The organism is Oceanimonas pelagia, from assembly GCF_030849025.1.
GTDB lineage: Bacteria > Pseudomonadota > Gammaproteobacteria > Enterobacterales > Aeromonadaceae > Oceanimonas > Oceanimonas pelagia.
Window position 1 is genome coordinate 3,232,501 of sequence record NZ_CP118224.1, and the last position, 26,880, is coordinate 3,259,380.

26 protein-coding genes (1 of these 26 only partly in view) are annotated in these 26,880 nt (G+C 60.8%); 15 read left to right on the top strand and 11 right to left on the bottom strand.

Annotated elements, in window-relative coordinates:
• Together PU634_RS15495 and PU634_RS15500 are read right to left on the bottom strand one after the other, a co-directional pair.
• On the bottom strand, positions 1-443 hold the 5' portion of the coding sequence (locus PU634_RS15495) for a TrkH family potassium uptake protein (protein ID WP_306761673.1). 1,015 nt of this gene lie to the left of the window's left edge; the window shows 443 of its 1,458 coding nt (coding positions 1-443); its start codon is at positions 441-443; the stop codon falls past the left edge of the window.
• 21 nt (positions 444-464) lie between these two features.
• Entirely contained in the window at positions 465-1,085 is a 621-nt protein-coding gene (locus PU634_RS15500; protein ID WP_306761674.1) for a YigZ family protein, read from the bottom strand.
• Positions 1,086-1,314: 229 nt separating this feature from the next.
• Between PU634_RS15500 and fadB the strand changes: the two genes are divergently transcribed.
• The 4 genes from fadB (at position 1,315) to PU634_RS15520 (ending at position 6,008) form a co-directional block, all read left to right on the top strand.
• Complete coding sequence (gene fadB, locus PU634_RS15505) at positions 1,315-3,453, top strand: fatty acid oxidation complex subunit alpha FadB (protein ID WP_306761676.1); 2,139 nt, start codon at positions 1,315-1,317, stop codon at positions 3,451-3,453.
• A gap of 20 nt (positions 3,454-3,473) precedes the next feature.
• Complete coding sequence (gene fadA / locus PU634_RS15510) at positions 3,474-4,637, top strand: acetyl-CoA C-acyltransferase FadA (protein ID WP_306761677.1); 1,164 nt, start codon at positions 3,474-3,476, stop codon at positions 4,635-4,637.
• Between the two features lie 134 nt (positions 4,638-4,771).
• Positions 4,772-5,017 (top strand): sulfurtransferase TusA, encoded by a 246-nt coding sequence (tusA, locus tag PU634_RS15515; RefSeq protein WP_306761679.1) that lies wholly within the window; start codon positions 4,772-4,774, stop codon positions 5,015-5,017.
• A gap of 73 nt (positions 5,018-5,090) precedes the next feature.
• Positions 5,091-6,008, top strand: coding sequence for an AEC family transporter (locus PU634_RS15520; protein ID WP_306761680.1), 918 nt, complete (start codon positions 5,091-5,093; stop codon positions 6,006-6,008).
• Positions 6,009-6,058: 50 nt separating this feature from the next.
• Here the strand turns inward: PU634_RS15520 and PU634_RS15525 are convergent, their stop codons facing one another.
• Entirely contained in the window at positions 6,059-6,709 is a 651-nt protein-coding gene (locus PU634_RS15525) for an OmpA family lipoprotein (RefSeq protein WP_306761681.1), read from the bottom strand.
• Positions 6,710-6,793: 84 nt separating this feature from the next.
• Positions 6,794-7,363 carry a DNA-3-methyladenine glycosylase I gene (locus PU634_RS15530; RefSeq protein WP_306761683.1) on the bottom strand — a complete coding sequence of 190 codons (570 nt, stop codon included), beginning with the start codon at positions 7,361-7,363 and terminating at the stop codon, positions 6,794-6,796.
• A 100-nt stretch (positions 7,364-7,463) separates the two neighbouring features.
• On the opposite strand from PU634_RS15530, the gene glyQ reads away from it, so the two are divergent.
• The 4 genes from glyQ to PU634_RS15550 all read left to right on the top strand — a co-directional run bounded on the left by glyQ (position 7,464) and on the right by PU634_RS15550 (position 12,372).
• Positions 7,464-8,375: a glycine--tRNA ligase subunit alpha gene (gene glyQ / locus PU634_RS15535; RefSeq protein WP_306761685.1), complete on the top strand. Its 912-nt coding sequence runs from the start codon at positions 7,464-7,466 to the stop codon at positions 8,373-8,375.
• A gap of 3 nt (positions 8,376-8,378) precedes the next feature.
• Positions 8,379-10,448 (top strand): glycine--tRNA ligase subunit beta, encoded by a 2,070-nt coding sequence (glyS, locus tag PU634_RS15540; protein ID WP_306761687.1) that lies wholly within the window; start codon positions 8,379-8,381, stop codon positions 10,446-10,448.
• Between the two features lie 201 nt (positions 10,449-10,649).
• Complete coding sequence (locus PU634_RS15545; protein WP_306761688.1) at positions 10,650-10,991, top strand: antibiotic biosynthesis monooxygenase family protein; 342 nt, start codon at positions 10,650-10,652, stop codon at positions 10,989-10,991.
• A gap of 121 nt (positions 10,992-11,112) precedes the next feature.
• Positions 11,113-12,372 carry a valine--pyruvate transaminase gene (locus PU634_RS15550; RefSeq protein WP_306761689.1) on the top strand — a complete coding sequence of 420 codons (1,260 nt, stop codon included), beginning with the start codon at positions 11,113-11,115 and terminating at the stop codon, positions 12,370-12,372.
• 308 nt (positions 12,373-12,680) lie between these two features.
• Here the strand turns inward: PU634_RS15550 and PU634_RS15555 are convergent, their stop codons facing one another.
• From PU634_RS15555 to dnaA, 7 genes are all read right to left on the bottom strand, one after another.
• The gene (locus tag PU634_RS15555) at positions 12,681-13,124 is read right to left on the bottom strand and encodes an Hsp20 family protein (protein ID WP_306761690.1); all 444 of its coding nucleotides are present in this window, start codon (positions 13,122-13,124) and stop codon (positions 12,681-12,683) included.
• A gap of 59 nt (positions 13,125-13,183) precedes the next feature.
• Positions 13,184-13,606: an Hsp20 family protein gene (locus PU634_RS15560; RefSeq protein ID WP_306761691.1), complete on the bottom strand. Its 423-nt coding sequence runs from the start codon at positions 13,604-13,606 to the stop codon at positions 13,184-13,186.
• A gap of 148 nt (positions 13,607-13,754) precedes the next feature.
• On the bottom strand, positions 13,755-15,440 hold the full coding sequence (gene ilvD, locus PU634_RS15565; RefSeq protein WP_306761692.1) for a dihydroxy-acid dehydratase: 1,686 nt from the start codon (positions 15,438-15,440) through the stop codon (positions 13,755-13,757).
• A gap of 157 nt (positions 15,441-15,597) precedes the next feature.
• Positions 15,598-18,015 carry a DNA topoisomerase (ATP-hydrolyzing) subunit B gene (gene gyrB, locus PU634_RS15570; RefSeq protein WP_306761693.1) on the bottom strand — a complete coding sequence of 806 codons (2,418 nt, stop codon included), beginning with the start codon at positions 18,013-18,015 and terminating at the stop codon, positions 15,598-15,600.
• The gene (recF, locus tag PU634_RS15575; RefSeq protein WP_306761695.1) at positions 18,008-19,114 is read right to left on the bottom strand and encodes a DNA replication/repair protein RecF; all 1,107 of its coding nucleotides are present in this window, start codon (positions 19,112-19,114) and stop codon (positions 18,008-18,010) included. Before recF ends, gyrB begins: the two co-directional genes overlap by 8 nt.
• Before the next feature lies 1 nt (position 19,115).
• Complete coding sequence (dnaN, locus tag PU634_RS15580; RefSeq protein WP_306761697.1) at positions 19,116-20,216, bottom strand: DNA polymerase III subunit beta; 1,101 nt, start codon at positions 20,214-20,216, stop codon at positions 19,116-19,118.
• A 12-nt stretch (positions 20,217-20,228) separates the two neighbouring features.
• Positions 20,229-21,611, bottom strand: a complete 1,383-nt coding sequence (gene dnaA / locus PU634_RS15585; protein WP_306761698.1) for a chromosomal replication initiator protein DnaA — start codon at positions 21,609-21,611, stop codon at positions 20,229-20,231.
• Positions 21,612-22,072: 461 nt separating this feature from the next.
• On the opposite strand from dnaA, the gene PU634_RS15590 reads away from it, so the two are divergent.
• From PU634_RS15590 to yidC, 7 genes are all read left to right on the top strand, one after another.
• Complete coding sequence (locus tag PU634_RS15590) at positions 22,073-22,831, top strand: amino acid ABC transporter substrate-binding protein (RefSeq protein ID WP_306761699.1); 759 nt, start codon at positions 22,073-22,075, stop codon at positions 22,829-22,831.
• Positions 22,832-22,833: 2 nt separating this feature from the next.
• A complete protein-coding gene (locus PU634_RS15595; RefSeq protein ID WP_306761700.1) occupies positions 22,834-23,499 on the top strand; it encodes an amino acid ABC transporter permease in 666 nt (221 codons plus the stop codon).
• Positions 23,500-23,509: 10 nt separating this feature from the next.
• Complete coding sequence (locus PU634_RS15600) at positions 23,510-24,250, top strand: amino acid ABC transporter ATP-binding protein (RefSeq protein ID WP_306761701.1); 741 nt, start codon at positions 23,510-23,512, stop codon at positions 24,248-24,250.
• Positions 24,251-24,499: 249 nt separating this feature from the next.
• Positions 24,500-24,634 carry a 50S ribosomal protein L34 gene (rpmH, locus tag PU634_RS15605; RefSeq protein ID WP_014290886.1) on the top strand — a complete coding sequence of 45 codons (135 nt, stop codon included), beginning with the start codon at positions 24,500-24,502 and terminating at the stop codon, positions 24,632-24,634.
• Entirely contained in the window at positions 24,634-24,996 is a 363-nt protein-coding gene (gene rnpA / locus PU634_RS15610; protein WP_306761724.1) for a ribonuclease P protein component, read from the top strand. Before rpmH ends, rnpA begins: the two co-directional genes overlap by 1 nt.
• Positions 24,957-25,202: a membrane protein insertion efficiency factor YidD gene (yidD, locus tag PU634_RS15615; RefSeq protein WP_306761726.1), complete on the top strand. Its 246-nt coding sequence runs from the start codon at positions 24,957-24,959 to the stop codon at positions 25,200-25,202. The genes rnpA and yidD overlap by 40 nt, the downstream gene beginning before the upstream one ends.
• A gap of 4 nt (positions 25,203-25,206) precedes the next feature.
• Entirely contained in the window at positions 25,207-26,868 is a 1,662-nt protein-coding gene (gene yidC / locus PU634_RS15620; RefSeq protein ID WP_306761727.1) for a membrane protein insertase YidC, read from the top strand.
• Positions 26,869-26,880: the final 12 nt, after the last annotated feature.

Sequence of the window (26,880 nt, forward strand, 5' to 3'; positions counted from 1 at the left end):
GCCACCGCCAGCACGATAATGCCCATGCCCCCCAGCCACTGCAGCATCTGCCGGTAAAACAGAATAGCCTTGGGCAGGGTGTCGAGGCCGCTGATCACGGTGGCTCCGGTGGTGGTCAGCCCTGAAAAGGACTCGAAAAACGCCTCGGCCACCGTCATGGCCGGCACCTCACTGAGCAGAAAGGGGATGGCCCCCACACTGCCCAGCACGGTCCAGAACAGTACCACAATTAAAAAACCTTCCTTGGCCCGCAGATCCTTGTGGTGAGTGCGGTTGGGAAACCACAGCACCAGCCCCAGCACCAGACAAATCACAAAGGCACTGAAAAAGTCGAGACCGGCACCGTCCCGGTAGATGTAGGCCACCAGCGCCGGCGCCAGCATGGTGACGCTGAACAGGGCAACCAGAATGCCTACAATGCGAATAATGGAGCGAATATGCATGCTTGTTCCAAAGCTCGAGTGTCAATCGGTGAGCGGGCGTGCGATAACCCTTCCCTGAGTTCTGTCTTTAATCTGCCGGGCCAGACCGTCGAGCAGCCGAGTATCGACCCGCAACACGCCACTGACCGCCGCGCCGTAATCGACCTGCTCCCACTGAGCACCGCTTTGCGCCAGCAGGCTCTCCAGCTGGGCCATATCGCTGTAGTCGGCAGCCAGCGCCAGTCGTCCTTCAATGACCTTTTCCACCGTGGTCAGCTCCGCCAGGGCGCCGTTTACCGAGCTGCCATAGGCCCGCACCAAGCCACCGGTGCCGAGCTTGATGCCGCCGAAGTAGCGCACCACCACGGCGGTGATTTCACCAATGCCCGCCCCCTGCAGCACGGCCAGCATGGGCTTGCCGGCGGTGCCTGACGGCTCGCCGTCATCACTGAAGCCCAGCGCCTGAGAATCGTTCGGTGCGCCCGCAATAAAGGCCGAACAATGATGCCCCGCCCCGGGATATTCGCTGCGCAATCGTTCTATAAAGGCCCTGGCCGCCTCTGCATTGGGCGTGTGGGCCAGGCAGGCAATAAAGCGACTCTTTTTGATTTCCTGCTCCCACACCACGGAAGCCGCCGGAACCAGATAAGGAGAAGGGGTCATGAATCGTCCCTGAACGGTTCTTGCCGGCGCAGTTCAGGCCGGTACATGTGCAATAAGGCCGGCCATGATAGCACAGCTGCCCGCTCGCCACGCCGAGCCAGGATCACGCAGTTTGCTTTTAAACACATGTTTTAAAGCACGTTGAAAAGTGCCTGTTTACTGTCCATAGTGATTTCATCGCAGCCGCTTGTACAGGGCGCCGCACCGGGGAATGCAAGGAGACATGTGTATGATCTACCAAGGTGAAACCCTTTCGGTCACCCTTATGGATAACGGTATCGCCGAGCTGTGCTTTCACGCTCCCGGCAGCGTCAACAAGCTGGACAGCCACACCCTGCTGTCGCTGGAAGCGGCCGTTGCGGCGCTGGAGCAAACCGCCGGAGTAAAAGGCCTGATGCTGACCAGCGCCAAGGAGGCCTTTATTGTGGGTGCCGACATCACCGAGTTTCTCCACAAGTTCGACCTGCCCGAGGCCGAGCTGGCCGGCTGGCTGAGCCGGGCCAACACCCTTTTCAACCGCATTGAGGATCTGTCCTTTCCCACTTTAAGCCTGGTGCGCGGCCATGCCCTGGGCGGCGGCTGCGAGTGTATTCTGGCCACCGACTTTCGCCTGGGCGATGCCAGTGCCCGCATTGGCCTGCCGGAAACCAGGCTGGGCATCATGCCCGGCTTTGGCGGCACAGTACGACTGCCCCGGCTGCTGGGTGCCGATAACGCCATGGAATGGATCACCACAGGCAAGGATCACGGCGCCGACGACTGCCTGCGTCTGGGTCTGCTGGACGGCATAGTAAGCACCGACAAACTTCATGATGCCGGCCAGCGCCTGCTGCAACAGGTAAAGGAGCACGACTGGCTGGCCCGCCGCCGGCAAAAAACCACGCCCCTGACTCTGAGCGAAACGGAGGCCGCCATGAGCTTTACCACCGCCAAGGGCATGGTGGCGGCCAGGGCCGGGCGCCATTATCCGGCGCCCATGATGGCGGTAACGACCATGGAAAGCACCGCCGGCATGAGCCGTGACGACGCCCTGCGAGTGGAGCAGAACAACTTTATCAAGCTCACCCGCACACCGGCGGCACATGCACTGGTGGGCATTTTTCTCAATGATCAGGTGGTGAAGAGCAAGGCCAAACAGGCGGCCAGCACCGCCCCCCCGGTAACGCGGCTGGCGGTACTGGGCGCCGGCATCATGGGCGGCGGCATCGCCTGTCAGGCGGCGGTGAAGGGCATTCCGGCGGTGATGAAAGACATTAACAACAAGGCTCTGGCCCTGGGCATGGCTGAGGCCGGCAAGCGGCTCAACCGGCAGCTGGAGCGGGGCAAGATCGACGGTCCCCGTCTGGCCGAAGTGCTGTCCAGCATTCGTCCCACCCTGAGTGATGACGAACTGGCCGGGGTGGATCTGGTGGTGGAAGCCGTGGTGGAAAACCCCGCCATCAAGGTGCGGGTGCTGGCCGAGGCGGAGCACAAGGTCGGTGAGCATACGGTGATCGCCTCCAATACCTCCACCATTCCCATCTCCACTCTGGCGAAAAACCTTAAGCGCCCCGAGCAATTCTGCGGCATGCACTTTTTCAATCCGGTGCACCGCATGCCCCTGGTGGAAGTCATTCGTGGCGAGCACACCAGCGAGGCCACCCTAAACCGGGTGGTGGCCTGCGCCGCGGCCATGGGCAAAACCCCGATTGTGGTGAACGACTGTCCCGGCTTTTTTGTTAACCGGGTGCTGTTCCCCTACTTTTTTGGCTTTAACCGGCTGCTGGCCGACGGTGCCGATTTTGTTGAAATCGACCGGGTCATGGAACAAAACTTTGGCTGGCCCATGGGCCCGGCCCGGCTGCTGGACGTGGTGGGCATGGACACCGCCCACCATGCCGCCACCGTGATGGCCGAGGGCTTTCCCGAGCGCATGCGCCAGCACGGCCACACCGCCATCGACCTTATGTTTGAGCAGGGTCGTCTGGGGCAAAAAAGCGGTGCTGGCTTTTATGCCTGGCAGCCGGACAAAAAAGGCCGGTTGCAAAAAACCACCAACGAACAAGGGCAAACTCTGCTAAAACAAGCGTTTGGTGAGCCCCACCCTTTTGAAGCCGACGATATTATTGCCCGTATCATGGTGCCCATGGTCAACGAGGTGGTGCGCTGCCTGGAGGAAGGCATTATCGCCTCTCCTGCCGAAGCCGACATGGCGCTGGTCTACGGTCTGGGCTTTCCACCCTTTCGCGGCGGCGTGTTCCGTTGGCTGGATACCATTGGCCTGAACGAATACCTGACCATGGCGGATCGCCACGCCCACCTCGGCCCGCTTTATCAGGTCAGCGACCGGCTGCGCCACATGGCACAAAGCGGTGACACCTTTTACTGACTGGCGGCAGGAGACAGAGCATGAAAGACGTGGTTATTGTGGACTGCATTCGCACCCCCATGGGCCGCTCAAAGGGCGGCGCCTTTCGCCATGTGCGCGCCGAGGATCTGTCGGCCCACCTGATGCTGGGCCTGCTGGCCCGCAATCCGGCGATCAATGCCGGCGACATTGAAGACATCATCTGGGGCTGCGTGCAGCAAACCCTGGAACAGGGCTTTAATATTGGCCGAAACGCCGCCCTGCTGGCCGGCCTGCCCAAATCGGTGAGCGCGGTCACCGTCAACCGGCTGTGTGGCAGCTCGATGCAGGCACTGCACGATGCCGCCCGCGCCATTATGGTGGGCGACGGCGATATCTTTGTGGTGGGCGGCGTGGAACACATGGGCCATGTGCCCATGGATCACGGCGTGGACCTGCATCCCGGGCTGGCCCTGAACGTGGCCAGAGCCGCCGGCATGATGGGCCTGACCGCGGAAATGCTGGCCAGAATGCACCATATCAGCCGTGCGCAGCAGGACGCCTTTGCCCTGCGTTCTCATCAGAAAGCCCATGATGCCACGGTGCAGGGCCGCTTCAGTCACGAAATTCTGGCCACGCACGGTCACGACGCCGACGGTGCGCCGTTTCTGCTGGAAAGCGACGAGGTCATTCGCCCCGACACCAGCCCGGAATCCCTGGCCGCCCTTCGCCCGGTGTTTGACCCCGCCAGCGGCACCGTCACCGCCGGCAGCGCCTCGGCACTGTCGGACGGCGCCGCCGCCATGCTGGTGATGTCTGCCGAGCGGGCCACCGCCCTTGGGCTCAGGCCCAGAGCCCGGGTGCGCGCCATGGCGGTGGCCGGCTGCGATCCGTCCATCATGGGCATGGGCCCGGTGCCGGCGGTGCACAAGGTGTTGCAACGTGCCGGACTTACTCTTGATGACATTGAACTGTTTGAACTGAACGAGGCCTTTGCTGCCCAGTCGCTGGCGGTATTGAAGGAGCTGAACCTGCTCGACACCATGGACGACAGGGTCAACCTTAACGGCGGCGCCATCGCCCTGGGGCACCCCCTGGGCTGTTCGGGAGCGCGTATCTGCACCACACTGATTAATCTGATGGAGCAGCAAAACGCCACCCTGGGCCTGGCCACCATGTGCATCGGCATGGGTCAGGGTATCGCCACCGTATTTGAAAGAACGTGAGACGTGGGACATAAAGGGTGAGACGAAGTTCGGTTTTCGCCTCCCCCCTCACGCTTGTCTCCTCACTGATTTAGGGTTGACCATTTTTTCGGCAGCATTAAGATAGGCGGGTTTTTACCATCTGGTTGACCGATATGACCGTTTCTCTTTCCGATGCTCACCATCACCTCGACGCCACCGGCCTGCGCTGCCCGGAGCCGGTGATGATGGTGCGCAAACAGGTGCGCACCATGGCCGCCGGCGAGACCCTGCTGATCACCGCCGACGATCCGTCCACCACCCGCGACATTCCCAGTTTCTGCCGCTTTATGGATCACCGGCTGCTGTCCAGCCAGGTGAGCGAACTGCCCTACCAGTTTCTGATCCAGAAAGGTAACTGAACCGCGAGCGGGCGCACGCCGCCCGCCCCGGCAAGCTGCTATGCTGGGCTCCCCTCGTTGTGCCGGAGCCCCCATGCTGGACGTGATTCATGCCCTAGGCCCCCTGTTTCTGCTGATCCTGGCCGGTGTTGTGCTGCGCCGGTTGCACTTTCCCGACGATCAGTTCTGGCCCGGGGCAGAGCGTTTTATTTATTTTCTGCTGTTTCCGGCCATGCTGATCAGCACTCTGGCCACGGCCGATTTCAGCCAGGTGGCCTTTGGGGGCATGATCGGCCTGCTGAGCATCCTGCTGGTGCTGCTGGCCGCCCTGCTCTGGCTGCAACGTCACCGGTCGGATCCGGCCTCGTTCAGTTCGGTGTTTCAGGGGGCACTGCGCTTTAACACCTATGTTGGCCTGGCCGGCGCCGCCGCCCTGTATGGCGAGGCCGGCATCACCGCTGCCGCCGTGGCCATTGCGGTGATGGTGCCCCTGGTCAACATGCTCTGCGTATTGATATTTGTGGCCGGTGACCGCCACGGGGCCCCCGGCCCATGGCGTGCCCTCAAGGCACTGACCCGTAATCCCCTGCTGCTCGCCTGTGCCGCCGGCATCGCACTCAACCTCAGCGGTATAGGCCTGCCCGGCTGGAGCCGGGATACTCTGGCTCTGGCCGGCAAGGCGGCCCTGCCTCTGGGGCTGATTGCCGTGGGTGTGGCACTGCAGCCCAGGGCGCTGCGCGGCACCGGTGCCGCCTTCTGGCAGGCCTGCGCCATCAAGTTCGGCCTGTTTCCGCTACTGGCAGCGGGGATCGGCCGGGCAATCAACCTGGCTCCGGTGGAGCTGGGGGTGGTGGTGCTGTTCAGTGCCCTGCCCACCGCCACTTCCTCCTATATTCTGGCGCGGCAGATGGGCGGCAACGCGCCGCTGATGGCCGCCATCATCACCGGACAAACCCTGCTGGCCATGGCGGTGCTGCCGGCCTGGATGGCACTGCTGCCCCTGGTGCAATAAAAAATGCCCGCATAGGCGGGCATTTTTCATCAATGTGCGGCTATCGTCGGTTAACCCATGGGGCTCAGGGTAATCTCCACCCGGCGGTTCTGGGCCCGGCCCTGCTCGGTGGCGTTGCTGGCAACAGGCTGGTTAAAGCCCACACCGCGAATGTTGAAGCGGTTGGCGGCGGCACCCTGGCTGATCAGGAACTGACCCACGGCGGCGGCGCGACGCTCGGACAGCGCCTGGTTATAGCTGGCAGAGCCGGTGTTGTCGGTGTGACCCACTACGTTCACCCAGGTCTTGTCGTACTCTTTCAGCACCATGGCCACGCCGCTCAGGGTGTTGTAGAAACTGGGGGAAATATCGGCGCTGTCGACCGCAAAGGTGACGTTGCTGGGCATGTTGAGAATGATCTGGTCACCATTGCGGGTCACACTCACGCCGGTGCCCTGCATGCGATCCCGCAGCTTGGCTTCCTGCACATCCATGTAGTAACCCACACCGCCGCCCAGGGCCGCACCGCTGGCGGCACCGATCAGAATGCCTTTTTCACGGTCGCTGGAGCTGGCGGAGGCACCGCCGATCACGGCACCGGCCAGGGCGCCAATGCCACTGCCGATGGCCGCCTTGGAGGCCTGACGCTCACCGGTGTAGGGGTTGGTGGTACAGGCGGAAAGAGCCAGGGCCGCCGCCACGGCCAGACAAATCTTCTTCATGGTAAATCCCGTTCAAAAAGCACAAGTAACCGACAATATAGCCCTGTGTCATGCATTAAACCAAGTCCGGATTGGGGCTTGTGGTCAACGGCTGACGTGTTCGGGATGGCAATGGCAGCCCAGCAGATGATCGTTCACCATGCCGGTGGCCTGCATAAAGGCGTAACAGCTGGTGCTGCCCACAAAGGCAAACCCCCGCTTCTTCAGCGCCCGGGCCATGGCATCGGACTCGGGCGTGGTCACCGGCACAGTGGCGGCCTCGACCCAGTGATTGATGACCGGCTGCCCCCCCACAAATGCCCACAGCCAGCGGCTGAAGTCGATACCTTCTCGCTCCATGGCCAAATAGGCGCGGGCATTGGTGATAATGGCCTCAATCTTGCGCCGGTTGCGCACGATGCCGGCATTTTGCATCAACCGCTCCACATCCTGTGGCGTAAAGGTGCTGATCTTGCTCGGCTCAAAGCCGGCAAAGGCCTCGCGGTAGGCCGGGATCTTGCAAAGAATGGTAAACCAGCTCAGACCCGCCTGCTGACCGTCGAGGCACAGCTTCTCAAACAGCGCCCGGCTGTCGTACTCGGGCACGCCCCATTCGTTGTCGTGATAATGAATGTAACGCGGGTCCTGACTGACCCAGGCACAGCGTGGCACCATGGCTCCTCCCCAATTCAGCCTATATTCACACCGGGTCAGCGGGTATACTCGGTAACCTAGTTTCACTCAGCAAACGCACCTATATCAAGGCGCTATCATCATGCAAAAATTCGATATCAATACCTTTCAGGGTCTGATCCTCACTTTGCAGGATTACTGGGCCCGCCAGGGCTGCACCGTGGTGCAGCCGCTGGACATGGAAGTGGGTGCCGGCACCTCCCACCCCATGACCTGCCTGCGGGCCATCGGCCCCGAGCCCATGGCGGCCGCCTACGTACAGCCTTCCCGCCGTCCCACCGACGGCCGTTACGGCGAAAACCCCAACCGCCTGCAGCACTATTACCAGTTTCAGGTAATCATCAAGCCATCGCCCGACAACCTGCAGGAGCTGTATCTGGGCTCGCTCGAGGCGCTGGGCCTGGACCCTCAGGTGCATGATATTCGCTTCGTGGAAGACAACTGGGAAAACCCCACCCTCGGCGCCTGGGGTCTGGGCTGGGAAGTCTGGCTCAACGGCATGGAAGTCACCCAGTTCACCTACTTCCAGCAGGTAGGCGGCCTGGAGTGCAAACCCGTAACCGGCGAGATCACCTATGGCCTGGAGCGTCTGGCCATGTACATTCAGGGCGTCGACTCGGTCTACGATCTGGTGTGGTGCGACGGCCCCCTGGGCAAGACCACCTACGGTGACATCTTCCACCAGAACGAGGTGGAGCAGTCCACTTACAACTTCGAGCACGCCGACGTCGACTTTCTGTTCGGCTTTTTCGAGCAGTGCGAGAAGGAGTGCCAGCGACTGCTGGAGCTGGAAAAGCCCCTGCCCCTGCCCGCCTACGAGCGCATTCTCAAGGCCGGTCACGCCTTTAACCTGCTGGATGCCCGCAAGGCTATTTCGGTGACCGAGCGTCAGCGCTACATATTGCGCATTCGCACCCTGACCAAGGCCGTTGCCGAAGCCTATTACGCCTCCCGCGAGGCCCTCGGTTTCCCCATGTGCAAGAAGGAAGGATAAGGCATGGCAGAACAGAATTTCCTGGTAGAAATCGGTACCGAAGAGCTGCCGCCCAAGGCCCTGCGCAGCCTGGGCCAGGCCTTTGCCGACAACCTGCAGAACGAACTCAATAGTGCCGATCTGGCCTTTGACAGCATTCGCTGGTTCGCCGCCCCCCGCCGGCTGGCGGTACAGGTCACTCACCTGGCCGAAGCCCAGCCCGACAAGCAAATTGAAAAACGCGGCCCCGCCGTGCAGGCCGCCTTTGACGCCGATGGCAACCCCACCAAGGCCGCTGAGGGCTGGGCCCGTGGTAACGGCATCAGTGTGGAGCAGGCCGGTCGCCTGAAAACCGACAAGGGCGAATGGCTGGTACACGTGGCCGATATTAAGGGCAAAGCCGCCGCCGAGCTGCTGCCCGCCATGGTGGAGCAGGCCCTGAACAGGCTGCCGATCCCCAAGGCCATGCGCTGGGGCGACAAGGCCACCCAGTTTATTCGCCCGGTACATACCCTTACCCTGCTGCTGGGTGAGCAACTGCTGCCCGCCACCATTCTGGGCGTGGACTCGGCCCGCACCATTCGCGGCCACCGCTTTATGGGCGAGCGGGAATTCCAGCTGGATCACGCCGACCATTACCTGGAGCAACTGGAAAAACGCGGCCGGGTGCTGGCCGACTTCGAGCGCCGCAAGGCCATTATCGAAGCCGGCGTCAAGGACGCCGCCGCCGTGGTGGGGGGAATTGCCGATCTGGACGACGACCTGCTGGAAGAAGTCACCTCGCTGGTGGAATGGCCGGTGGTACTGACCGCGTCCTTTGAGGAAGCATTCCTCAAGGTGCCGGCCGAAGCCCTGGTGTATACCATGAAGGGCGACCAGAAATACTTTCCGGTGTACGACACCGACGGCAAGCTGCTGCCGAAGTTCATCTTCGTCACCAATATCGAGTCGAAGGACCCGAGCCAGATCGTACAGGGCAACGAGAAAGTGGTACGCCCGCGCCTGGCCGATGCCGAGTTCTTCTTCAACACCGACCGCAAGACTACCCTGGCGTCCCGCCTGGAACAGCTCGACAACGTGCTGTTCCAGCAGCAGCTGGGCACGGTAAAGGAAAAGTCCGAGCGCATCAGCGCCCTGGCCAGCTACGTGGCGGCCGCCATCGGTGCCGATCAGGCGCTGGCCGAGCGTGCCGGCCTGCTGTCCAAGTGCGACCTGGTCACCAACATGGTGTTTGAATTCACCGACACCCAGGGTGTGATGGGCATGCACTACGCCCGTCACGACGGCGAGCCGGAAGCCGTGGCCCTGGCGCTGAAGGAGCAGTATCAGCCGCGCTTTGCCGGTGACTCTCTGCCCGGCCAGGACGTATCTGCCGCCGTGGCCCTGGCCGACAAGCTGGACACCCTGGTAGGCATCTTCGGCATCGGTCAGGCGCCCAAGGGCGACAAGGATCCCTTTGCCCTGCGCCGCGCCGCCCTGGGCGCCCTGCGCATCATTGTGGAGAAAGGCTACCGCCTCGATCTGCTGATGCTGATCGACCAGGCCCGGGCTCTCTACGGCCACAAGATCTCCAACGACAATGTGGCCGAAGACGTGCTCGAGTTCATGCTGGGCCGGTTCCGTTCCTGGTATCAGGATCTGGGCTACGGCGTGGATGTGATCCAGGCCGTACTGGCCCGCCGCCCCACCCGCCCCGCCGACTTCGACGCCCGGGTAAAAGCGGTCAGCGCCTTCCGCGAGCTGGAGGCCGCCGCCGCTCTGGCCGCCGCCAACAAACGGGTGGGTAATATTCTGGCCAAGTTCGAGGGTGATATTCCCGCCGAGGTAAATGCCAGCCTGCTGCAGGACGAGGCCGAGAAGGTACTGGCCGGCCAGGTCGCCGAACTGACCGAACGCCTGGCACCGCTGTTTGCCGACGGCGATTACAGCAAGGCCCTGGCCGAGCTGGCGTCCCTGCGTGAGGGCGTGGATGCCTTCTTTGACCAGGTGATGGTGATGGCCGAGGACGACACCATTCGCCTCAACCGCCTGGCCCTGCTCAATCAGCTGCGCAACCTGTTCCTGCGGGTAGCCGACATTTCTCTGCTGCAATAAGCCGACAAGCAAGGCAATTGTTCAAAGCCCCGCATCTGTGGGGCTTTTTACAGTGGCTATCAATGAAGCGTGCAGGTGAAGGTAACCCTGCTGTGGCTCTGGCCCCCCTGCACCCAGCCTTTTTGTTTTCCTGGTCTTACCAATAATGTCGGGATTTGTGTTAATACTTAATGTGACTCAACTCGCACAAGGACGATGCCGATGATCAAGGTCATTATTGAACGCCACGTGGCGGAAGGGCTGGAGACCGTTTACCAGGAAACCATTCGCAACCTGATGCTGCAGATCACCGAGCGCCCCGGCTTCCTCAAGGGCGATGCCTACCGGGATGTGCACCACCCCAACCATTTCTACGTGATCTCCAACTGGCAGAGCATAGAAAGCTGGGAACACTGGCAAAACTCACCGGAACGCCAGCGCCTGCTCAGTGAACTGGCGCCGCTGCTGGAGCAGGACGAGAAATGCACGGTACTGGCATTGAAGGTCAGCTACGAAGCCAAACCCTCAAAATTTGTCCGCCCCACCCAGACCTATACCTATTAATCCTTCTTCCCCTGTTTCACGTGAAACAGGGGGTTCATACCGACCTTCGTCCGGTCGACACCCATGGCAATATCGGATACCGTGAAGCTTTGGTAACCGTATCGCAATTGGTAGCTCGAACATGGAATTTTCAGCCTTCGGACAGAAGTTTACCCGTCACTCCGGCATTACTCAGCTGATGGACGATCTCAACCAGGGCCTCACCGCCCCCAACACCATTATGCTGGGCGGCGGCAACCCGGCCGCCATTCCCGAAGTGATGGCCTACCTGGATACTCAGGCCCAGCAACTGCTGAAAACCGGAGATCTGCTGAAAGCCATTGCCAATTACGACGGCCCGCAAGGAAAGGACAGCTTTATTCGCGCCCTGGCCGATCTGCTCTCCAAAGAGCTGGGCTGGCAGGTGGGTCCGGAAAACATCGCCCTCACCAACGGCAGCCAGACCGCCTTCTTTTATCTGTTCAACCTGCTGGCGGGGGAGTTCCCGGATGGCCGCAAAAAGAAGGTGCTGTTCCCCCTGGCACCGGAATACATCGGCTATGGCGACAGCGCTCTGGACGAAGACCACTTTGTGGCCTGCAAGCCGGAGATCCGCCGATTCGACAATGGCTTGTTCAAATATTACGTGGACTTTGACCGGCTGGAAGTGGGCGACGATATCGGTCTTATCTGCGTGTCCCGCCCCACCAACCCCACCGGCAACGTGCTCACCGACGAAGAAATTCGCCACCTGGATCAGATTGCTCAAGACAAGGGCATTCCGTTGCTGATCGACAATGCCTACGGTACGCCCTTTCCCAATATCATTTTCAGCAACGCCACGCCGTTCTGGAACGACAACACCATACTGTGCATGAGCCTGTCCAAGCTGGGCCTGCCCGGGGTGCGCTGCGGCATTGTAATCGCCAACCCCACCATAGTGCAGGCCATCACCAACATCAGCGGCATCGTCAACCTGGCGCCGGGCAGCATGGGCCCGGCCCTGACCCTGCCGATGATTCAGAATGGTGACATCATTCGCCTGAGCAACGACGTTATCAAACCCTTCTACCAGGCCAAGGCGCAACAGGCAGTAGAATGGCTGCAACAGGCCATTCCCCTGCCCCAGTTCCATATTCACAAACCAGAAGGCGCGCTGTTTCTGTGGCTGTGGTTTGAGGATTTGCCGGTACACTGCCAGGAGCTGTATCAGCGCCTCAAGCAAAAAGGCCTGCTGGTGGTGCCGGGGCACTACTTCTTCCCCGGTATCGAAGACGGCGACTGGGCCCACAGCAAGCAATGCATTCGCCTCAACTACGCCCAGCCGGAAGCGGACGTCAAAGCCGGCATCGAAATCCTGGCGAAGGAAGTGCTGGCGATTTACGGCGAGAGCCAAAACTGAAATGGGCTTATGGCGTAGGTTGGCGATGAGCGCAGCGAATCCCAACATAAAGCTGTCGGCAAAGTGTTGGGATTCGTAAACTCATCCCAACCTACGTACTGGCTTCATGCAGACAACACCAATGTTGCTCGAAGCTGCAGCAGGGATTGCCGTAACCGACCGTCACATGCCAGGGACGGCATGTGCCGAGCGCCCCAGGGATGGGCTCGCAGCGTGTCGGTGGAGGTAACCCTGCTGCGGCTTCGCTTCACCTCCCTCACATACAACAACGCCGGCTTCCGCCGGCGTTGTTGTTTTCGGACTGCAGGTTATTCGCTCTTGTGCTCCAGGGTGCGCCCTTCGCCAATTTCAATACGGCGTGGCTTGAGCGCTTCCGGCACTTCCCGCAGCAGGCTGATACGCAGCAAGCCGTGCTCCAGTTTGGCGTCTTTTACCTGCACGTGATCCGCCAGCCGGAACTTGAGTTCAAAGTTCCCTTCGCTGATGCCCTGATACAGATAGCGGCGCTCTTCGGCAGGCTGTTCTCGCTTGCCCTTCACCAGCAGGGTATTCTGCTCCACCGACAGTTCCAGCTCCGGCTCGGCGAAGCCGGCCACCGCCACCGTGATCAGATAGCGATCATCGTCCTGCTTTTCAATGTTGTAGGGTGGCTGCTCACTGCTCTTGCCATGCAGCAGGTGCTCCAGATCGCCCACCAGACGATCAAACCCAATGGCGGAACGGTACAGGGGGCTCAAATCAAAACGACTCATAATCCTATCCTCCAATCGCAAGCAATAGGTTAATGGTGTTGTAACAAGCGGTCTTGCTGTCAGCCGATGCTGATGGTTCTCGGCTTGGCGGCTTCCGGCACTTCCCGCACCAGGTCGATGTGCAGCAGGCCGTTTTCCAGATCGGCGCCGGTCACTTTTATGTGATCGGCCAGCTGAAAACGTCGCTCAAAGCCACGCTCGGCAATGCCCTGATACAGATAATTGCGGCTCTGCTGCTCGGGAGTCTTGTGCCCCTTCACGGTCAGGGTGTTTTCATGGCTGGTGATTTCCAGCTCATTCCGGGCGAAGCCGGCCACCGCCATGGAAATGCGGTACTGATTCTCGCTGAGCAGCTCAATATTGTAGGGGGGATAACCGCTGTTGCCGTTGCTGCCATTGCTGGCGGCGTTTTCCATCAGTGACGCCAGGCGATCAAAGCCGATGGCGGAGCGGTACAGGGGTGAAAAATCGAAGCGTGACATAAATCTATCCTCCTGTGAGCGATATGGATTTGCCCTCCAACCGGACGGGCGGTGCGGGCCCTCAACCGAGCAACCCGCCTTGTTCACTAACAGATATAGGGACGGACTTTTACGCTTTCAAGCGGTAACTCGATGATTTTTTGCCCGCTTAGTGTCCCTCCTCGTGACCATCGGTGACCGCACCGTGAGACGCCGAGCCCACGGTGCGGGCATACTTGGCCAGCACGCCCCGGCGATAGCGGGGCTCGGGGGGCTGCCAGCGGGCCAGCCGTTCGGCGATCACGCTGTCGGTCAGCTCCATCTCCAGCCGGTTGTGCTCGGCGTCTATGGTGATGATATCGCCGTCTTCCACAATGGCCAGCGGACCGCCCTGGCGGGCTTCCGGAGTGACATGGCCCACCACAAAACCATGGCTGCCACCGGAAAAACGGCCGTCGGTGATCAGCGCCACCCCCTTGCCCAGCCCCCGGCCCATGATGGCCGAGGTGGGACTCAGCATTTCCCGCATGCCCGGCCCTCCCCTGGGGCCTTCATAGCGGATCACCACCACATCACCCTTTTGTACCGTACCATCGAGAATGCACGCCAGGGTTTCCTCTTCCGAGTCAAACACCCGGGCCGGGCCGGTAAAGCTCAGGCCTTCCTTGCCGGTGATTTTGGCCACGGCACCGCCGGGGGCGAGATTGCCATAAAGAATGCGCAGATGGCTGTCGGGCTTGATGGGATTATTGAGGGGGCGAATGATGTTCTGGCCGTCGGGGTAAGGTTTGACCCCGGCCAGGTTCTCGGCCAGGGTTTTGCCGGTCACCGTCAGACAGTCGCCATGCAGCAGCCCGGCGTCGAGCAGCATTTTCATCAGCGGCAGTATGCCGCCGATGTCCACCAGCTCCGACATCATGTAATGGCCGCTGGGGCGCAGATCCGCCAGCACCGGCACCCGCTTGCCAATGCGGGTAAAGTCGTCCAGGGTCAGCTCCACCCCCACCGCATGGGCCATGGCCAGCAGGTGCAGCACCGCATTGGTAGACCCTCCAAGAGCAATCACCAAGGTAATGGCGTTTTCAAAGGCGGGTTTGGTCATGATGTCGGACGGGCGAATGTTGCGTTTGAGCAGTTGCAGCACAGTCGCACCGGCCCGCTGGCAGTCTTTCAGCTTGGTGTCGGAAGTGGCGTTCTGGGCCGAGCTGCCCGGCAGGCTCATGCCCATCACCTCAATGGCCGAGGCCATGGTGTTGGCGGTATACATGCCGCCGCAGGAGCCCGGGCCGGGAATGGCGGTATCTTCAATCTGCTTTACCTCAATGGCGCTCATGTCGCCCTTGGCATGGGCGCCCACCGCCTCGAACACCGAAATAATGTCGGTGTGATTGTCCCCGGGCGCTATGGTGCCGCCATACACGAACACCGCCGGCCGGTTGAGCCGGGCCAGACCAATCAGGCAACCGGGCATGTTCTTGTCGCAGCCGCCAATGGCCACCAGGCCGTCAAAGCCCTCGCAGCCGGCCACTGCCTCGATGGAGTCGGCGATGATCTCCCGGGACACCAGGGAATATTTCATGCCCTCGGTGCCGTTGGCGATGCCGTCGGAAATGGTGATGGTGTTAAAGATAATACTCTTGCCACCAGCGCCGTCAGCCCCGCGTGCCGCGGCTTCCGCCAGACCGTTGATATGCATGTTACAGGGAGTCAGATTACTCCAGGTGGACGCTATGCCTACCTGAGGCTTATGAAAGTCGTCGTCGGTAAAGCCGGTGGCCCGCAGCATGGCCCGGGCCGGCGCTCGTTCGAGCCCGTCCACCACCCGGCTGGAATACTTGCGGCTGTGGTTGCTCATGGTGCTCCCCTTATCGTTGCATCTGACTTATTCCAGTCTAGTGCAGGCCCGTTTTATCGGCGGCAAGGTCGCCCTGATTGCCCGGCTGGAGCGAGTCGACAACCAATAAAAAAGGCAGCCCGCAGGCTGCCTTTGGTCAGGGTGCACAAACCCGTTATCAGATATCCAGGTTGGCCACCTTGAGGGCATTGGTCTCGATAAAGTCGCGGCGCGGCTCCACGTGATCGCCCATCAGGGTGGAGAACAGCTGATCGGCGGCCACGGCGTCCTCGATGGTCACCCGCAGCATGCGGCGGGTTTCCGGATCCATGGTGGTTTCCCACAGCTGCTCCGGATTCATCTCGCCCAGCCCCTTGTAGCGCTGCACATAGAGGCCGCGCTTGCTCTCGTTCATCAGCCACTCCAGGGCCTCGGCAAAGCTGTCCACGGCCTTGGTCTTCTCACCGCGCTTGACGTAACCGCCCTCCTCGATCAGGTTGGCGATGCCCTTGCCCAGCTCCACAATGCTGCGGTATTCGCCGGAAGCAAAGAAGTCGTAACTGATCGGGAACTCGCGCTCGATGCCGTGCTGACGCACCTTCACCCGCGGCAGATAGCAGTTGCGCTCTTCCGAGAACACCGCATCCAGCAGGTATTGGGTACCATTGGTATTGCTGTTTTCCAGAGACTGATTGATGGCCTCAATCCAGGCGTTCACTCGAGCCTGATCGGTCAGGGCTTCCAGACTCAGCTCGGGCTGGTAAATCAGCTCGTTCAGCACCACTTCCGGCGCCCGGCGCGACAGCCGCACAATCAGCTCCTGCACCTTGCGATAGTCGTTCACCAGCTTCTCCAGCTGCTCGCCACCGATGGCCGGGGCCGACTCGTTCACGTGCAGGGTGGCGCCGTCCAGCGCCAGGCTGGTCTGGTACTGCAGCATGGCCGGCTCGTCCTTCAGGTACTGCTCCTGCTTGCCCTTCTTCACCTTGTACAGCGGCGGCTGGGCAATATAGACGTAGCCACGCTCGATGATCTCCGGCATCTGCCGGTAGAAGAAGGTCAGCAGCAGGGTACGAATGTGAGCACCGTCCACGTCCGCATCGGTCATGATGATGATGTGGTGATAGCGCATCTTGTCGGGGTTGTACTCGTCCCGGCCGATGCCACAGCCCAGGGCGGTGATCAGGGTGGCCACTTCCTGAGACGACAGCATCTTGTCAAAACGAGCCTTTTCCACGTTCAGGATCTTGCCCTTGAGCGGCAGAATGGCCTGATACTTGCGGTTACGACCCTGCTTGGCGGAGCCGCCCGCCGAGTCACCCTCCACTATGTAGAGTTCGGACAGCGCCGGATCCTTCTCCTGGCAGTCGGCCAGCTTGCCGGGCAGACCGGCCAGATCCAGCGCACCCTTGCGGCGGGTCATTTCCCGCGCCTTGCGCGCCGCTTCCCGGGCCCGGGCCGCATCGATGATCTTGTTGACCACGATCTTGGCGTCGTTGGGGTTTTCCAGCAGGAATTCCTGCAGACGCTCGGCCATGGCCTGCTCCACCGCGGTTTTCACCTCGGAAGACACCAGCTTGTCCTTGGTCTGGGACGAGAACTTGGGATCCGGCACCTTGACCGAAATCACCGCGGTCAGGCCTTCCCGGGCGTCGTCACCGGAGGCGGAGGTCTTGGCCTTCTTGCTGAAACCTTCCTTGTCCATGTAGCCGTTCAGGGTACGGGTCAGCGCCGCCCGGAAACCGGCCAGGTGAGTACCGCCATCGCGCTGGGGAATGTTGTTGGTAAAGCAGAAGATATTCTCCTGATAGGAGTCGTTCCACTGCATGGACACCTCCACCGAAATGCCGTCTTCCCGCTCTGTGGTGAAGTGAAACGCCTTGGGATGGATCGGCGTCTTGTTGCGGTTCAGGTATTCCACAAAGGCCTGAATGCCACCCTCGTACTGAAAGTGCACTTCCTTGCCATCACGCTCGTCCAGCAGCTTGATGGATACGCCGGAGTTGAGGAACGACAGCTCGCGCAGGCGCTTGGCCAGAATGTCGTAATGGAAATTGGTGTCGGTAAAGGTCTCGGCACTGGGCCAGAACCGGATCTGGGTGCCGGAACGAGTGGTTTCTCCCACCGCCGCCAGGGGAGCCAGGGGCTCGCCGTGACGGTAGGTTTGCTCATGCACCTTGCCGTGGCGCCAGATGGTGAGCTGCAGCTTTTCCGACAGGGCGTTGACCACCGACACCCCCACCCCGTGCAGACCGCCGGAGACCTTGTAGGAGTTGTCGTCAAACTTGCCGCCGGCATGCAGCACGGTGAGGATCACCTCGGCGGCGGAGCGACCTTCCTCTTCGTGAATGTCTACCGGAATGCCCCGGCCGTCATCGGACACCGACACCGAGCCGTCGGCATGAATGGTCACGACGATATCTTTACAGTGGCCGGCCAGGGCCTCGTCGATCGAGTTGTCCACCACCTCAAACACCATGTGGTGCAGGCCAGTGCCATCATCCGTGTCGCCGATATACATGCCCGGACGCTTGCGGACCGCATCCAGACCTTTCAATACCTTGATACTCGAAGAGTCGTAAGTGTGTTCACTCATTGGCTTGCTTGCACTCCTGGGTTTCGGTGATTTCACCCTGTTTCACGTGAAACAGCTTACTGTTATCCCGTGTGATCATGTCACCGAGCTGGTTAATGTCGATGGCGGAGATAAACACCTGGGCCTGCAGCTCCTTCAGCCGTGCCGCCAGCAATCCCCGCTTGTGTTGGTCCAGCTCGGACGCAAAGTCGTCGATCAAAAAAATACAGTCCTGTCCGGACTGCTGCTTTAAATACAGCCCCTGGGCCAGACGCATGGCGCACACCAGCAGCTTGAGCTGGCCGCGCGACAGCAAATCCTGCACCGGCATGCCCCGGGCCTTTATTCTTATCTCGGCCTTATGCGGCCCCGCCTGGGTGTAGCCCAGGCTGGCGTCCCGCTCAAAGCCCTGCTCCAGCACCGTGGCCAGGCCGGTCTGCCGGTCCCAGCCCCGAAAAAAATCAAAGCTGAACTCGAATTCCGGCAAAAAGTCGGCGGCCATGGCCGCAATCACCGGGGCAATGGCGTCGGCATAGTCCTGGCGGTGGGCACTCAGCGCCTCGCCCGCCGCCACCAGCTGCGGATCCCAGTAGCCCAGCTCCCGCCAGGGCCGCAGCTGCCGCAGCAGGGCGTTGCGCTGCTTGAGCAGGCGCCGGTAGCGCCCCCAGGCGGCAAAAAATTCCGGCCGGGAATAAAACAGCCCCCAGTCCAGATAGGCCCGCCGCAATTTGGGTCCGCCGGTCAGAAGATTATACCCTTCCGGGTGGATCAACTGAATGGGCAGAATATGGGCGAGATCGGCCAGGCGCTCGGCCTGGCGCCCCGCCACCTTGAGCCGGGTGTCGCCACTCCGGGTTTTGGACAGACCCACCGGCAGGCCCTCACCCTCACTTTGCTGCACCCGGGCAAACAGGGTAAAGGCCGGCTCACCCTGCTGGATCACCCGGCCGGTGAGATGAGTGCGAAAAGAGCGGCCAACGCCGAGATAGTGAATGGCTTCCAGAATGCTGGTCTTGCCGCTGCCATTGGGCCCGGCCAGCACATTGATGCCTGAGGCCGGCACCAGCCGGCCATGGCGAATATTGCGAAAGTCTTTGAGCTGAAGGTTGAGCAGGGCCATGTTACAGCCGCATGGGCATCACCACGTAGAGGGCATCGCCGTTGTCTTCGGCTTCGATCAGGCCACTGCTGCTGGCGTCCTTCAGGCTGATTTTGACCTGCTCCGACTTGAGGGTGCCCAGCACGTCGAGCACATAGGAGACGTTAAAGCCAATCTCCAGGTCACTGCCCTGGTAGTTGACATCCAGCACCTCTTCCGCCTCTTCCTGCTCCGGGTTGTTGGCCGTGATCTTCAGGGTCTGCTGCTGCAGGTTGAGGCGCACGCCGCGGAATTTTTCGTTGGACAGGATCGCCGCCCGGGTAAAGGCCTGCTTGAGCCCTTCCCGATCGCAGATCAGGGTCTTGTCACTCTCCCGGGGCAGCACCCGGCGGTAATCGGGAAAGCGGCCGTCCACCAGCTTGGAGGTGAAAATAAACCCCTGGGTCACGGCACGCAGATTGTTCTTGCCCACCTGCAGGCGCACGTCCTGATCCTCGTGCTCCAGCAGCTTGCCCAGTTCCAGTACGCCCTTGCGCGGCACTATCACCTGCTGGGCCGGCAGTTCCTGCTCCAGCTCGCGCTGACAGGTGGCCAGGCGGTGGCCGTCGGTGGCCACGGTGCGCAGACTGTTGCCGTCGGTTTCAAACAGCATGCCGTTGAGGTAATAACGCACATCCTGAATGGCCATGGAGAACTGAGTGGCCTCGATCAGCTTTTTCAGCGCCAGCTGGTTGATGTCGAATTCCAGTTCCGAGCTCCACTCCTCGATATTGGGAAAGTCTTCCGCCGGCAGGGTGGACAGGTTAAAGCGGCTGCGCCCGGAGCGCAGCAGCAGACGATCCCCTTCCTGGCTGAAGGTCAGCCCGGCGCCATCGGGCAGGCCCCGGCAGATATCCAGCAGCTTGCGCGCCGGCACGGTAGTGCGGCCGGCGGTCACCGCCCCTTCCAGCGGCACTCTGGCCACCATTTCCACCTCGGTATCGGTGCCGGTCATCGACAGGGCATCGTCGCCGACGCTCAGCAGAATATTGTTGAGGATCGGCAGGTTGGGCCGGCCTCCCAGGGCACTGGATACCAGTTGCAGGGGGCGCAACAGGGCTTCGCGGCTGATGGTAAACTGCATGGGGCTCTCCGATCAGGAAGACAGGGTTCGAATCAGGTTGGAATAATCTTCCTTTATATCATGACTCTCTTCCCGCAGCTGGCCAATTTTGCGGCAGGCATGCAGCACGGTAGTGTGATCCCGGCCGCCAAAGGCGTCGCCGATCTCGGGCAATGAATGGTTGGTCAGCTCCTTGGCCAGGGCCATGGCCAGCTGGCGGGGCCGGGCCACGGAGCGGGAGCGGCGCTTGGACAGCAGATCCGCCACCTTGATCTTGTAATACTCCGCCACCGTCTTCTGAATGTTGTCGATGGTGACCAGCTTTTCCTGCAGCGCCAGCAAGTCCCGCAGCGCCTCGCGCACAAAGTCGATATTGATGGAGCGACCGGTAAAGTTGGCGTTGGCAATCACCCGGTTCAGCGCCCCTTCCAGCTCACGCACATTGGAGCGCAGGCGCTTGGCGATAAAGAAGGCCACTTCGTCGGGCAGGTGGATCTTGTTCTCGGCGGCCTTGCGCATCAGGATCGCCACCCGGGTTTCCAGCTCGGGGGGTTCGATCGCCACCGTCAGTCCCCAGCCAAAGCGGGACTTGAGCCGATCCTCCACCCCGTCGATCTCCTTGGGGTAACGATCCGAGGTCAGAATGATCTGCTGATTGCCTTCCAGCAAGGCATTGAAGGTGTGGAAAAACTCCTCCTGGGAGCGCTCCTTGTTGGCGAAAAACTGAATGTCGTCGATCAGCAGGGCGTCCACGCTGCGGTAATAGCGCTTGAACTCTTCAATGGCGTTGTTCTGCAGCGCCTTCACCATGTCCTGCACAAAGCGCTCGGAGTGCATGTAGATCACCCGGGCATCGGCCTTGCGCTCGCGAATGCCGTTGCCCACCGCGTGCAGCAGGTGGGTCTTGCCCAGGCCGGTGCCGCCGTAGAGAAACAGCGGATTGTAGGCGCCACCCGGGTTGTCGGCCACCTGACGGGCGGCGGCCCGGGCCAGCTGGTTCGACTTACCTTCAACGAAGTTGTCAAAGGTGTAGTTGGTGTTCATGTTGCTCTTGTGATTGATCTGCGGCCTGTCGTCCGCCTGTTCGCTCCAGGACGGCACCAGCTGCGGCCGGGCCTGGGGCTTGCTGCCGTTGGGGCTGGCGCTGCTGGCCATCAGGTTCACCTGGGCGCGCTTGTTGCCCACCTCGAACTTGAGCTGGGGGCACTGGTTGCCGCAAAACTCGCCCAGCAGACCGTTGATGCGGATCAGGTACTTGTCACGCACCCAGTCGAGCACAAAACGGTTGGGGGCGAACAGGGTCAGGGTGTCGTCGCCCTGCTCCGCCTGCAGCGGCCGGATCCACATGCTGAATTCCGCGGAAGGCAATTCGTCCTGTAGCCGGGCAAGACACTGCTGCCAAAGCATAGCGCTCATTCGAACTCCTGAAACAAAAGGGATCAATCAAGGGGGACGTCATTCTACTTGCCCGACTTCAGGATCTCTAGCCGGATCATGCCGATCCTGAAAAATATGATCCTTGACTTATGTGAATAAACCACACCGCAATGCACAGGATCCTCAACCTTATAAACAAGCTACACACATTTTGTATACCGCCGGGTGAACAGAGGATCCGATGGCCGGCAGGTCAACGCCGATGCCGGCGATCCTGACCCAGGCAGAGAAGAAGGGGGAGCGGCCTGCCGAAGTAAGTATTCACCTCATGGGCGGCGCATTTTTTCGGCGTTTGCCGCACCCAGGTCGTTTTTCAGGTTGTTGAATTGTAAAAAACTGGCCTCATGGCCCCGGCTGGTATAAAAAGACCCCCGTCATTTATGCTGTAATGATGCCGGGCGCTGTTGTTTTCGTCCGGGTTCATAATAAGGAGAGTTACCATGTTCGCATCCCTTCGTCGTCTGGGCGCCGCCTTGGCCCTGTCCGCCACCCTTGTCACCCCCGCCATGGCCGCCGATCCGGTCAAGGTGGGCATGTCCGGCCGCTATTTTCCCTTCACCTTCGTCAAGCAGGATGAACTGCAGGGCTTTGAAGTGGATGTATGGAACGAGATCGGCAAGCGCATCGGGCGGGACGTGGAGTTTGTAACCACCAACTTCTCCGGCCTGTTCGGCATGCTCGACACCGGCCGCATCGACACCATTTCCAACCAGATCACCATTACTCCCGAGCGCCAGGAGAAATACGACTTCGCCGAGCCCTATGTGTATGACGGCGCGCAGATCGTGGTTCGGCAGGGCAATGACAGCATTCAGGGCCTTGAGGATCTCAAGGGCAAGAAGGTGGCGGTCAACCTGGGCTCCAACTTCGAGCAGCTGATGCGCAAGCACGACACCAATAACGAGATCGACATCATCACCTACGAAACCAACCTGGAACAGGACGTGGCCCTGGGCCGGATTGACGCCTTCGTAATGGACCGGGTGGGCTCCGCCCAGCTGATCAAGGAAGCCGGCCTGCCGCTGCAGCTGGCGGGCAAGCCTTTTGAAACCATGGAGAACGCCTTTCCGTTCGTGAAAAAGCCCGAGCAACAGGCGCTGCTGGCCGAGGTGAACCAGGCGCTGGCCGACATGCGCGCCGACGGCACCCTGAAAGCCATTTCCGAAAAATGGCTGAACGCCGACATCACCAGTAAATAAACATGCAGTTCGATCTCGACTACACCCTGGCGCTGTTTCCCATCCTGTTCAGGTATCTGGGCACCACCATGGAAATGGCGCTGCTGGGCTTTGTATTCGCGCTGATCATCGCCGGCTTTCTGGCGGTGATCAGAACCTTTGAGCTGCCGGGGCTGAACGCCCTGGCCCGGCTGTTTATCTCGTTTTTCCGCGGCACGCCCCTGCTGGTGCAGTTGTTTCTGCTGTATTACGGCCTGCCCCAGATCATGCCCATTTTTATTGGCATGAACGCCTTTACCGCCGCGGTGATCGGGCTGACCCTGCACTTTGCCGCCTACATGGCCGAGTCGATCCGTGCCGCCATTCTGGGCATTCACAAAAGCCAGATGGAAGCGGCCATGAGCATCGGCATGACCCGGGGCCAGGCCATGCAACGCATTATCCTGCCCCAGGCGGCGCGTATTGCCACGCCCTCGCTGATGAACTACTTCATCGACATGATCAAGAGCACCTCCCTGGCCTTTACCCTGGGGGTGGCCGAAATCATGGCCTCGGCCCAGAAGGAAGCCTCAAGCAGCTTCAAGTTCTTTGAGTCCTTCATTGCCGTGGCGCTGATCTACTGGGCGGTGGTGGTGTTCTTTACCCACCTGCAGGGCCGGCTGGAACGCCGCCTGAATGCGGCTTACTGACCGAGGCAACATGATCAAGTTACGCAATCTGACCAAGGTCTATCATGGCCAGACGGTACTGAACGACATCAGCCTGGACATCGACAAGGGCGAAATCGTGGTGATCCTGGGGCCCTCGGGCACCGGCAAGTCCACCCTGCTGCGCTGCCTCAACCTGCTGGAAACCCCGGAAGCCGGCAGCCTGGAGATAGACGGCTTTGCCATCGATCTGGCCAGACACAGCGGCAAGCAGGCCATCGAGCTGCGCAAGCGCACCTCTTTTGTATTTCAGAACTACGCCCTGTTCGCCAACAAGACCGCCCGCGACAACATCGCCGAGGGGCTGATCACCGTATGGAAAAAGCCAAAGGCCGAAGCCCGGGCGGAAGCCCTGCGCATTCTTGGCGACATCGGTCTGGAAGACAAGGCCAACGCCTATCCGTCATCCCTGTCCGGCGGCCAGCAGCAACGGGTGGGCATTGGCCGGGCCATGGCCAGCCACGCCAGGGTCATGCTGTTTGACGAACCCACCTCGGCGCTGGATCCGGAATGGGTGGACGAGGTGCTGGGGCTGATGAAAAAGCTGGCGCTGGCGCACCAGACCATGGTGGTGGTGACCCACGAAATCGGCTTTGCCCGGGACGTGGCCGACCGCGTCATCTTTATGGATGGCGGCCGCATCGTGGAGCAGGGCCCACCGGCCGAGTTGCTCACCAATCCGCAGGATCCGCGCACCCGCGCCTTTTTGCGCAAGGTACTGCCCGCCGGCTGAGGCCGGCAACGGCTGGTGGTTGCCAAGGGCGCAGGCATGGGTATAATGCCTGCCCCGCGATCCTTTCGGATCCGGGATCGATCCGCTCTGCCATGCATGCAACGGCGACGGCTCGGTATTCATGCCATGTCGATTGACGACACGCACTTAACTGTTTAGAATTCGGCCTCTTTTATGGGTCGTCTCGGTGAGTGCACGGCATTTCGCCATGGCGGTCAAACTGTACAGTTAACTGAAGCGGTAATAACAATGAAACGCACTTTTCAACCTTCAAATCTGAAGCGTAAGCGCAGCCACGGTTTCCGTGCCCGCATGGCCACCAAAAACGGTCGCAAGGTACTGGCTGCCCGTCGCGCCAAAGGTCGTGCCCGTCTGAGCGCCTGATGGCCCGGCATGCCTTTTCACGGGAGTTACGTCTGTTAACTCCCGCTCAATTCAAAAACGTCTTCGACAACCCCGTCAGAGCCGCCTCTCCCCACCTTACCCTGCTGGCCAAACCCAATGGTCTGGAACATCCCCGACTCGGTCTTGCCGTGCCCAAGAAAGCGCTCAAGCGCGCCGTGTGGCGCAACCGGGTAAAGCGGGTAGCGCGCGAATCCTTTCGTCTGAAGCAGCACAAGCTGCCCCCGGTCGACATTGTGGTGATCGCCAAGAAAGGCATCGGAGACGTGCCCAACGACGAGTTGTTCGAGCTGCTGGAAAGGCTATGGCGCACCCTCTCTCGCCGTTGCAAAGACTCGGCATAGGCCTGGTCAGGCTCTACCAGCTGGTCATCAGTCCCCTGCTCGGTCCCAGGTGCCGCTTTACTCCCACCTGCTCTCAATACGCCATTGAAGCCATCCGGCTCCACGGTTTTGCAAAAGGCGGTTGGTTAACCATCAAACGTCTATTAAAATGCCACCCTTTAGGTCCAAGCGGCCACGATCCGGTCCCGACAAAGCGAAGAAACTGACACTATGGAATCCCAACGCAACATACTTGTTATTGCGCTGCTGCTGGTGAGCTTTCTCATCTGGCAACAGTGGCAGACGGATAAGGCGCCCCAGCCAGAAACGGCGCAGCAAAGCACTCAAACCAGCACGGGCGATGACAGCTTTATTCCCGAGTCGGACCAGGCCGGCGGCGAAGTGCCCGCCGACGCCCCCGTGGTCGCCAGCCGCCAGCTGGTCACCATTGTCTCCGACACCCTGGAGCTGACCATCGACACCCAGGGCGGCGACATTGTGCGTGCCGAGCTGCTGGAACATAACGACGAGCTCAATTCCGACGACAAGTTCGTGCTGCTGAGCAATGGCGCCAACTTCGTCAACGTGGCGCAAAGCGGTCTTATCGGCCGCGACGGCCCCGACGCCAGCGCCGACGGACGCCCGGTCTACCAGGCCGAGCAGGGCGAATACCGCCTGGCCGAAGATGCAGACCGCCTGAGCGTGCCGCTGACCTTCACCAACGAGGCCGGCGTCACCTTCACCAAAACCTTCACCCTGGAGCGCGGCCGCTACGTGGTGGGAGTGAGCTACGACATTCGCAACCAGAGCGACAAGCCGGTTCAGGCCCAGCTCTACGCCCAGCTCAAACAAAGCGAGAGCAAGCCCGGTGACGACGGCGGCAGCATGCTGATGGCCTCCGCCTACCGCGGCCCGGCCTACTCCACCAGCGAAACCCGCTACAGCAAGTACACCTTCCAGGACGTGCGTGAAGCCAATCTCAACCAGACCACCGAAGGCGGCTGGGTCGGCATGCTGCAGCACTACTTCGTGTCTGCCTGGGTGGCCCCGGAAAACGGCGAAAACCAGCTGTATACCCGCTTCCTGAACAATCAGGGCCAGGGCATTATCGGCTTCAAGGCCCCGGTCACTACCGTAGCGCCGGGTGCCGAGCAGAGCCTGAGCGCCAGGCTGTGGCTGGGTCCCAAGCTGCAGGATGAAATGGCCGTGGTGGCTCCCAACCTGGATCTGACCGTGGACTACGGCTGGCTGTGGTTCATCGCCCAGCCGCTGTTCAAGCTGCTGCAGTTCCTGCAGAGCTTTGTGGTCAACTGGGGTCTGGCCATCGTGCTCACCACCTTTGTGGTGCGCGGCATCATGTATCCGCTGACCAAGGCCCAGTACACCTCCATGGCCAAGATGCGTATGCTGCAGCCCAAGCTGATGGCCCTGCGCGAGCGCTACGGCGACGACCGCCAGAAGATGTCTCAGGGCATGATGGAGCTGTACAAGAAGGAAAAGGTCAACCCGCTCGGCGGCTGTCTGCCCATCCTGATCCAGATGCCCATCTTCATCTCCCTGTACTGGGTGCTGATGGAATCCGTTGAGCTGCGTCACGCCCCCTTCATGCTGTGGATTGACGATCTGTCGGTGCGCGATCCCTACTTCGTGCTGCCCATTCTGATGGGTGCCAGCATGTACGTGATTCAGAAGATGAGCCCGACCACCATCACCGACCCGATGCAGCAGAAGGTGATGCAGTTTATGCCCATCATCTTTACCTTCTTCTTCCTGTGGTTCCCCGCCGGTCTGACCCTGTACTGGCTGGTGAGCAACGTGGTCACCATCTCCCAGCAGTGGTACATCTTCCGCCAGCTGGAGAAGAAGGGCCTGCACAGCAAGGCCGCCTCCTGAGGTCACTGGCCC